Origin of the sequence: Kitasatospora griseola (assembly GCF_014648555.1) — a bacterium.
GTDB classification, from domain to species: domain Bacteria; phylum Actinomycetota; class Actinomycetes; order Streptomycetales; family Streptomycetaceae; genus Kitasatospora; species Kitasatospora griseola.
This window is the reverse complement of record NZ_BMRI01000009.1, coordinates 118,850-127,601: the sequence shown is the minus strand read 5'-3', so window position 1 is coordinate 127,601 and position 8,752 is coordinate 118,850. Positions and strand designations below refer to the sequence as shown.

Genomic DNA, 8,752 nt, shown 5'->3' with positions numbered 1-8,752 from the left:
AGGAACACCACGGGGGCGTGCAGCACGGCGGCGAAGTTCAGGCCCTCGTGGAAGTCGCCCTCGCTGGTGCCGCCGTCGCCGAGCAGGGCCAGCGCCACGGTGTCGTCGCCGGCCAGCCGGGCGGCATGGGCGAGGCCGACGGCGTGCGGGACCTGGGTGGCCAGCGGGGTGCACAGCGGGGCGGTGCGGGTGGCGCGCGGGTCGTAGCCGGTGTGCGCGTTGCCGCGCAGCAGGGTCAGCGCCTCCAGCGGGTCGACGCCGCGGGCGACCACGGCGAGGGTGTCGCGGTAGGAGGGGAACAGCCAGTCGTCACTGCGCAGGGCGAGCGCGGCGGCTATCTGGCACGCCTCCTGGCCGGTGGACGCCGGGTAGACGGCGAGCCGGCCCTGCTTGGTGAGGGTGGTGGCCTGCTGGTTGTAGCGGCGGCCGGCGACCAGCCGGCGGTACAGCTCGCGCAGCAGGGCGGGGTCGGCCTTGTCGGCGGCGGGAGTGCCGAGGACGCGCAGCGGTTCGTCGTCCGGCAGCAGCGGGGCGGGGTCGGTGCGGGGCGCGGTGGCGCCGGGCAGCCAGCCGGGCACGACGCCCGGGTCGGCCTGATCTCTGTGGTCCAGAACGGTCATGTGGGGCACCTCCGGGGTGGTGGGGGCTCCCTACCGATTGTTCGGTCGTCTGTTCAACTTGACCATATCCCCGTCAAGACGGTGGACAGTCGGCCGAAAGGGCGGTCTGCTGGGGCCAGCACGTCCAATCGCGAGGGGTGGGGGGCCATGTCGGCTGAACAGGTGTCCAGACTCGACCGTGTCGACCGGTCGATCCTGCGGCTGCTGCGGCAGGACGGTCGCGCCTCGATCCGCTCGGTCGCCGAGCGGGTGCACGTGTCCCGGGCGAACGCTTACGCCCGGATCTCCAGGATGGTCGAGGACGGCGTGATTCGCGGCTTCACCGCCCGGATCGACCACGAGCGGGCCGGGCAGGCCGCGTCCGCGTACGTCACCCTGCGGATCGTCCAGAACTCCTGGCGCACCGTCCGCGACCAGTTGCTGCAGCTGCCCGGCGTCGCGCACATCGCGCTGGTCGGCGGCGACTACGACGTGCTGATGCTGGTGCACACCGCCGACAACCGGGAGCTGCGGGAGCTCGTGCTGGGCAGCATCCAGTCGATCCCGCAGGTGCTCAGCACCCGCACCATGCTGGTGTTCGAGGAGACCGACCACATCCCCTCGGACGCCCCCTGAGCCGGCCGCTCAGCGCGCCCGCAGACCGCCGAACGCCAGCTGGACCACCGCGTCCGGCAGGCCCTCCGAGCCGCGCTGGCCGGGCCGGTACCACTCCACCACCGAGTTGATCATGCCGAACAGCAGCCGGGTCGCCAGCCGGGGCTCCACGTCCGCCCGCAGCTCGCCCGCGCCGACGGCCTCCTGGACCAGCTCGGCGACCCGGTGGTCGAAGTCGCGCCGCCGCTCCAGCGCCCACTGCTCCGTCGTGGTGTTCCCGCGGACCCTCAACAGCAGCGTCACGTACGGCAGTTCGGCCAGCAGCACCTCGGCGGTGCGCCGCACCACGTGCTCCAGCCGGTCCACCGGCCGCCCCTCGACCGCCTTCGGCTCCGCCAGGATCCCGAACAGCGCGTCCAGCGCCCGCCCGACCGCCAGCCGCAGCAACTCCTCCTTGCCGCGCACGTGGTGGTAGATCGACGACTTGGAGATCCCCGCGGCCCGGGACAGGTCCTCCATCGAGGTGCCGTCGTAACCGCGCTCGTTGAAGACCCGCACCGTGACGGCGAGCAGCGACTCGACCGTGTAGGAGGCGCGCGTGAGGTTTTCGGCCATGGCAACGAGTATCGCCCCGGCCGCCGGCCCCCGTCAGCCGGGGTGCGGTTCCCGGTCGCCCGCCGAAACGCCGCCCGGGAGTTCCGTCCGCCCGAAATCAGCACAAAAGATCAGGAACATCGGGTCGAGTCCGCCGGATTTGCCAAATCGTGCCGAGTTCCGACCGGGAATTCCCGGCATTGATTCGGCGCCGTTGTCGACGGCGCGGATCGCCGCTGGTACGGCCCCGACCAGGAATGGTTCCGCCACGGCCGCGACGCCGCCCGCCGGGGAGGGACACACCCGCCCGGGACCCCCTGTGGGCAGGCCTGACACAGCCTTACACTATCCGCACCGCCGCCCCCGGCGGCCCGAAATGGCACAGGATGGAGGCGGCCCGTGGGTGTCGTCCGGCAAGGGATGGCGGGTCGTCCACCGACCGCCGCCGAGAACGGGATCGCGACCGAGGACGACGTCCCGGTCGAGACCGACGACCGGGTCCCGGCGGACCCGGCCGACGCGTCGGAGCCCGGCTCCGCGGCGGCTTCCGGATTCCGCCGCGCACTGGAGCGTTTCGGCCCCGCACTCGCCCTGTTCGGCGCGGTGAAACTCGCCGGATTCGCCGCTTTCATGTGGCTGCTGGAAACCAACGGCCACTACCTGACCAACGATCCGCGTTTCGGCGGCGGCGCCCACCCGTGGGACGTGCTCGGCAGCTGGGACGGCCTGTGGTACCAGAAGGTCGCGCAGCTCGGTTACGACCCGCAGCTGATTCCGGATCAGGGATTCTTCACCATCAAGCAGAATTCCGCGGCGTTCTTCCCGATGTATCCGGGGCTGATCCGGCTGGTCTCCAGCACCGGCCTCGGCCTGTACGGCTCGGGCATGCTGGTGTCGGTCGTCGCCTCGTTCGTCGCCGCGGCCGGCATCTTCGCCGTGGTGTCCCGGCTGTACGGCCACCGGGCGGGCGTGATCGCGGCGGGCCTGTGGGCGGCGTTCCCGGGCTCCGGCGTGGAGTGGGCGGTCTACTCGGAGTCGGTGTTCGTCGCGCTGGCCGCCTGGGCCTGCTACTTCGTCATCGACCGGAACTGGCTGAGCGCCGCCGTGGTGACCTTCATGGCGGGCCTGGCCCGGCCGAGTTCGGTCCCGCTGATCGCCGGCGTGGCGTTGGCCGCCGCGATCGCCCTGTGGAAGCGCTCCGACGGCGTGGCGGGGCCGCTCACCGCGATCGTGTTGCCGCCGATCGGCTGCCTCGGCTACCTGGGCTGGGTCGGCTACCGGATGGGCCACCTGGACGGCTACATCACCCTGCAGCGCGGCGGCTGGCTGCACTTCTTCGACTGGGGCCGCTACACCCTGCGGGCCGCCACCAACGTGCTGCGCGGCGAGAGCAACTACCTGTTCACGTACCCGACCGAGGACCTGATCGCGGTCCTGGTGCTGCTGGCCCTGCCGATCCTGCTGGTGTCGCTGCTGTCCAAGCGCCCGCCGCTGGTGCTGACGGTCTACACGGTGGGCACCCTGGTGATGGTGCTCGGCAGCCAGCAGATGTTCGGCACGCTGTCCCGCTTCGTGCTGCCGATCTTCCCGCTGCTGATCCCGCTCGCGGTGGCGCTGGCCCGGGTGCGGCTGCGCAACCTGGCCACCGTGCTCGGCGTCGCCGCGCTGTCCTCCGGCTGGTTCGCCGGCTACGTCATCTTCCAGCTCGGCATTCCGTAGACCGCTGCCGGGAGCACGACTGCCGCTCGCGCCCGACCGGTTCGGCGCGAGCGGCCTGCGGCGCCGCCGGGGTCCGCCGATCGGGCCCGCACCCGGGCCGGACGCGCCGTCGGCCCCGCCGGTCGGAGCGGGCCGCGTACGCCGGGTACCGCCACCCCACCGATCGGCCCTCCGAAGAACCCTTGCACCGACCGATCGTTCGGTTACCCTGAGCTGTGTCCCGCCCCGCCCCCGTGAGGAGCGCACCATGGCCGCTGCGACCCCCCTGCCGGTCGCCGAACTGATCGCCCGCCACCAGGACACCCTCGACCGCGCAGTCGCCGCGGCCGGGTCCCGCGACTACTGGTCGCCGTACCCGGAGTTCCCCAAGGCGTACGGCGAGAACGCCGCCGCCGACGGCAAGGCCGCCTTCGACGCCCTGCTGGGGCGGGAGTTCGCGCTGCCGGGCCACCCGGACGGCGGCGAGCCGGTGACCGGGGAGGCCTCCCCGTACGGCATCGACATGGGCATCGCCTACCCGCACGCCGAGCCGGACGCGCTGCTGGCCGCGCTGGAGGCCGCCCGCCCCGCCTGGGCGAAGGCCGACCCGGCCGCCCGGGCCGCGGTCTGCCTGGAGATCCTGGCCCGGATCAACGCCCGCTCGCACGAGTTCGCGCAGGCGGTGATGCACACCACCGGCCAGGCCTACGGCATGGCCTTCCAGGCCGGCGGCCCGCACGCCCAGGACCGCGGCGTGGAGGCGGTGGCGTACGCGTACGCCGAGCAGACCCGGCTGCCGCGCTCCGCGCAGTGGACCAAGCCGCAGGGCAAGCGCGACCCGCTGGTGATGACCAAGGAGTTCACCGCCGTGCCGCGCGGCACCGCGCTGCTGATCGGCTGCAACACCTTCCCCACCTGGAACGGCTACCCGGGCCTGTTCGCCTCGCTGGCCACCGGCAACGGCGTCCTGGTCAAGCCGCACCCGCGGGCCGTGCTGCCGCTGGCGCTGACCGTGCGGATCGCCCGCGAGGTGCTCGCCGAGGCCGGCTTCGACCCGAACCTGATCTGCCTGGCCGCCGAGCGCGAGGGCTCCGCGATCGCCCAGGTGCTGGCGGTTCGCCCCGAGGTGAAGCTGATCGACTACACCGGCTCCACCGGCTTCGGCGACTGGCTGGAGGACAACGCCCGGCAGGCGCAGGTGTACACCGAGAAGGCCGGCGTGAACACCGTCGTGGTGGACTCCACCGACGACTACCGCGGCATGCTGAACAACCTGGCGTTCTCGCTCAGCCTGTACAGCGGCCAGATGTGCACCACCCCGCAGAACCTGCTGATCCCGCGCACCGGCATCCGCACCGAGGACGGCGAGCGCTCCTACGAGCAGGTGGTGACCGACCTGGCCGCCGCGATCGACGGCCTGCTCGGCGACGACGCCCGGGCCGCCGCCATCCTCGGCGCCGTGGTCAACCCCGGTGTGCTGCAGCGCAGCGCCGCCGCGGCCGGCGGTGAGCTGGGCGAACTCGCCCTCGCCCCGCGGGTGGTGGCCTCGGCGGAGTTCCCCGGCGCGACCATCCGCACGCCCGCCCTGGTGAAGGCCGACGCGGACAAGCCGGACGACCTGTCGCGCATCCTCGTCGAGTGCTTCGGCCCGATCGCGTTCGCCGTCGCGGTGGAGTCCACCGCCGCCGCCGTCGAACTGCTGCACCGCACCACGGTCGAGCACGGCGCGATGACCGCCGGCGCGTACACCACCGACCCCGAGGTCGAGACCGCCCTGATCGACGCCTGCCTGGACGCCGGCGTCTCGCTCTCGCTCAACCTCACCGGCGGCGTGTACGTCAACCAGACCGCGGCCTTCTCCGACCTGCACGGCACCGGCGCCAACCCGGCCGCCAACTCCGCGTACAGCGACGCCGCGTTCGTCGCCAACCGGTTCCGCACCGTCGAGATCCGCAAGTAGTCCGGACGGACAGCACAGCGGGCCCGGACACCGTCCGGGCCCGCTGTTCCCTGTCCCAGGGGGGAGCGGACAGGGAGTCAACGGCGCTGCACACGGCCGGGGTTGAACACCCACGCCCGCAGCAGCACGAACCGCACCAGGGTCGCCGCGGCGTTCGCCGCCGCCAGCACGCCCAGCTCCACGCCGCGCCCGGCGCGCGGAGCGGCCGCGTGCAGCACCGCCACCGCCCCGCTGGTCAGCGCCAGCCCGACCAGGAAGGCCAGACCGCCCTCCAGCTGGTGCCGGAGCGCGTCCCGACGGCCCGTCACCCCGAAGGTGAACCGCCGGTTCGCGGCAGTGTTGAACACCGCGGTGACGCCCAGCGCCAGCGCGTTGGCGGCCAGCGCCGGGACCAGCTGACGCAGCGCCAGGAACAGCAGCGCGTAGGCGAGGGTGCAGAGCGCCCCGATCGCCGCGAAACTGCCGGCCTGCCGGCCCAGCCCGAACGGCGCCCGGGACGGCCGCCGCCCGGCCGGCAGCTCGACGGCGCCCCGGCCGGCCAGCGTGCGCCGGGCCACCCGCGCCATGCCCTTCAGGTCGTCCAGCGCGGTGCGGACGATGTCCACCCGGCTGTCCGGGTCGTCCACCCAGTCGACCGGCACCTCGTGGACCCGCAGGCCGGACGCCTCGGCGAGCAGCAGCAGTTCGGTGTCGAAGAACCAGGCGTTGTCCTCGACCTGCTCCAGCAGCCGCTTGACCACCTCGGTGCGCCCGGCCTTGAACCCGCACTGGGCGTCGGAGAAGCCGGCGGCCATGGTGGCCCGCAGCAGGAAGTTGTAGGTGCGCGAGACGAACTCCCGCTTGGGACCGCGCACCACCGCCGAACCCCGGTGCAGCCGGCTGCCGATGGCCAGGTCGCTGTGCCCGGACAGCAGCGGCGCGACCAGCGGCAGGAACGCCTCCAGACCGGTGGACAGGTCGACGTCCATGTAGGCGACCACGTCGGCCTGGCTGGCGCCCCACACCTGCCGCAGCGCCCGGCCGCGCCCCTTCAGGTCCAGGTGCACCGCCCGGACCTTCGGGATCCGATCGGCCAGCGCGGTGGCGACCTGCCAAGTGCCGTCCACCGAGGCGTTGTCGGCCACCGTGATCAGGTAGTCGTACGGGAAGGTCTCCGACAGGTAGGCGTGCAGTTCCTCGACGCACCGCTCCAACGAGTGCTGCTCGTTGTACACGGGTACCACGATCTCCACGAGCCGGGTCCCGACCCCGGCGTCGACCGGGGCCCGGCCGTCGGCCGCCGGGGCCGGACGGAGCTCGGAACGCATCGCTGGCTGAGTCATGGGAAGGAGGTTCACAGCCCTGGATGGGGCCGCGATGATGGCAGTCTGAAAGCGCGCTGAGAACCCGGGAGCCGTGGGACACCGGTCCGTTGACCACCGGCCGACCAGGTATGACGACGGGAGAGACGGATGACCGAGACGGAGTTCACCGCGGACGTGGTGGTGGTCGGAGCCGGCCCGACCGGCCTGCTGCTGGCCGGCGACCTGGCCGCGGCCGGACTGCGGGTGACGGTGGTCGACAAGCGCGGCGAAGAGTCCAATCTGACCAGGGCGTTCGCCGTGCACGCCCGCACCCTGGAGCAGTTGGACGCCCGCGGCCTGGCCGACGAACTGATCGCCACCGGTCTGACGCTCCGCTCGCTGCAGGCCGTCGACCGGCTCCGGATCGACTTCTCCACGCTGCCCAGCCGGTTCCCGTTCGTCCTGGTCACCCCGCAGTCCCACACCGAGCGGGTGCTGCGCGAACGGGCCGTCAAGGCCGGTGCCGAACTGCGCCGCGGCGCCGAACTGACGGGTCTTCGGCAGGACGCGCAGGGCGTCGCGCTGACGGTCCGCACCGCCGAGGGCGAGCAGCGGCTGCGGGCCCGCTACGCGGTCGGCGCGGACGGCGTGCACTCGGCGGTGCGCGACCTGCTGGGCATCCCGTTCCCCGGCGAGTCGGTGGTGCGCTCGGTGATGCTGGCCGACGTCCGGCTGGCGAACCCGCCCGAGGAGCCGTTGACGGCCGGCGCCGACGAGCGCGGCTTCGCCTTCCTGGCCTCCTACGGCGACGGCTGGTACCGGGTGATCGGCTGGGACCGCGACCACCAGGTGCCCGACTCCGCTCCGGTGGTGGTCCCCGAACTCGCCGACCTGTTGCGCCAGGTGACGGGCCGTGACCTGGGCCTGGCCGAGGTCCGCTGGAGCTCGCGCTTCCACAGCGACGAGCGCCAGGCCACCAGCTACCGCTCCGGCCGGGTGTTCCTGGCCGGCGACGCCGCGCACTGCCACTCCCCGGCCGGCGGCCAGGGCATGAACACCGGCCTGCAGGACGCCGCCAACCTGAGCTGGAAGCTGGTCGCCGCCGTTCGCGGCTGGGCCCCCGACGCCCTGCTGGACACCTACCAGACCGAGCGCCACCCGGTCGGCCGGGCGGTGCTGCGCAGCTCCGGCGCCCTGGTGCGCCTCGCGCTCGGCCGGCACGCCTCCACCCGGGCGCTGCGCTCGGCGATCGGCGCGGCCGCCGGGCACCTCGGCCCGCTGGCCGAGCTGGGCGCCAAGCAGATCTCCGGCATCGGCTACAGCTACCCCGCCGAGAAGGGCGCCCACCCGCTGGCCGGCCGCCGGGTCCCGGACCTGCGCCTGGCGGTGGACGTGCCCGGCGGCCCGTCCCGGCTGCACGAGGCGCTGCGGTCCGGCAAGGCCGTGCTGATCAGCAACGACGAGCTGTCGGTGGCGGACTCCTGGGCGGACCGGGTGGTCACCGCCGCCCCGGCCGACCCGCACGGCAAGCTGCGCGACACGGTGCTGCTGGTCCGCCCCGACGGCTACGCGGCCTGGGCCTGCGTCGACCCGACCCGGGGCGAGCTGCGGGCCGCGCTCAGCCACTGGCTGGGCCGCCCCTGATATTCACTGAATTCATCGACGGTAATTCTGTTCATTCACTGGAAGCCCCGACGGCTCCACAGTTGACTGTTCTTTAGTAAGCAATTGCTCGGGCATGGGTCAATTCCCGAGAGTCCTCTGAGAGATTTTGGCGAGCGTTTTCGAAGACCGGAACGCCCCCAGACTTCCGGAGGACCCCCGTGCGACCCCGCTCGCTCGCTCTTGCCGCGGCCCTGGCCGTCCTGCCCCTCACCGCCGTCTCGTTGGGCGTCGGCACCGCCCAGGCGGCGCCGACGCCGAACGCCGGCGCCCGGGTGGCGCTGCCGCAGACCGTCACGCCGGCGGTGGCCCGCTCCCACAAGCAGGGAGACGTTCCGGCC

8 protein-coding genes are annotated in these 8,752 nt (G+C 73.0%); 5 read left to right on the top strand and 3 right to left on the bottom strand.

All coding sequences use genetic code 11. The annotated features are described in order from the left end of the window. A partial coding sequence (locus IEZ12_RS38405) for a thiamine pyrophosphate-dependent enzyme (RefSeq protein WP_373295477.1) occupies positions 1–620 on the bottom strand: 620 nt, incomplete at its 3' end. Between the two features lie 147 nt (positions 621–767). Between IEZ12_RS38405 and IEZ12_RS14235 the strand changes: the two genes are divergently transcribed. Further along, positions 768–1,235, top strand: a complete 468-nt coding sequence (locus IEZ12_RS14235; protein WP_043915389.1) for an Lrp/AsnC family transcriptional regulator — start codon at positions 768–770, stop codon at positions 1,233–1,235. 9 nt (positions 1,236–1,244) lie between these two features. On the opposite strand, the gene IEZ12_RS14230 is transcribed toward IEZ12_RS14235, so the two are convergent. Beyond that, complete coding sequence (locus IEZ12_RS14230; protein WP_100589575.1) at positions 1,245–1,829, bottom strand: TetR/AcrR family transcriptional regulator; 585 nt, start codon at positions 1,827–1,829, stop codon at positions 1,245–1,247. Positions 1,830–2,228: 399 nt separating this feature from the next. Between IEZ12_RS14230 and IEZ12_RS14225 the strand changes: the two genes are divergently transcribed. After that, on the top strand, positions 2,229–3,527 hold the full coding sequence (locus tag IEZ12_RS14225; protein WP_189272367.1) for a glycosyltransferase family protein: 1,299 nt from the start codon (positions 2,229–2,231) through the stop codon (positions 3,525–3,527). A 247-nt stretch (positions 3,528–3,774) separates the two neighbouring features. After that, positions 3,775–5,466, top strand: coding sequence for a phenylacetic acid degradation protein PaaN (gene paaN, locus IEZ12_RS14220; protein WP_189272366.1), 1,692 nt, complete (start codon positions 3,775–3,777; stop codon positions 5,464–5,466). A 77-nt stretch (positions 5,467–5,543) separates the two neighbouring features. On the opposite strand, the gene IEZ12_RS14215 is transcribed toward paaN, so the two are convergent. Continuing rightward, a complete protein-coding gene (locus IEZ12_RS14215) occupies positions 5,544–6,788 on the bottom strand; it encodes a bifunctional glycosyltransferase family 2/GtrA family protein (RefSeq protein ID WP_189272365.1) in 1,245 nt (414 codons plus the stop codon). Between the two features lie 129 nt (positions 6,789–6,917). Between IEZ12_RS14215 and IEZ12_RS14210 the strand changes: the two genes are divergently transcribed. Next, positions 6,918–8,393 (top strand): FAD-dependent monooxygenase, encoded by a 1,476-nt coding sequence (locus tag IEZ12_RS14210; protein ID WP_189272364.1) that lies wholly within the window; start codon positions 6,918–6,920, stop codon positions 8,391–8,393. A gap of 179 nt (positions 8,394–8,572) precedes the next feature. After that, positions 8,573–8,752, top strand: a 180-nt coding sequence (locus IEZ12_RS14205) for a hypothetical protein (RefSeq protein WP_189272363.1), incomplete at its 3' end; no start/stop codon positions are given.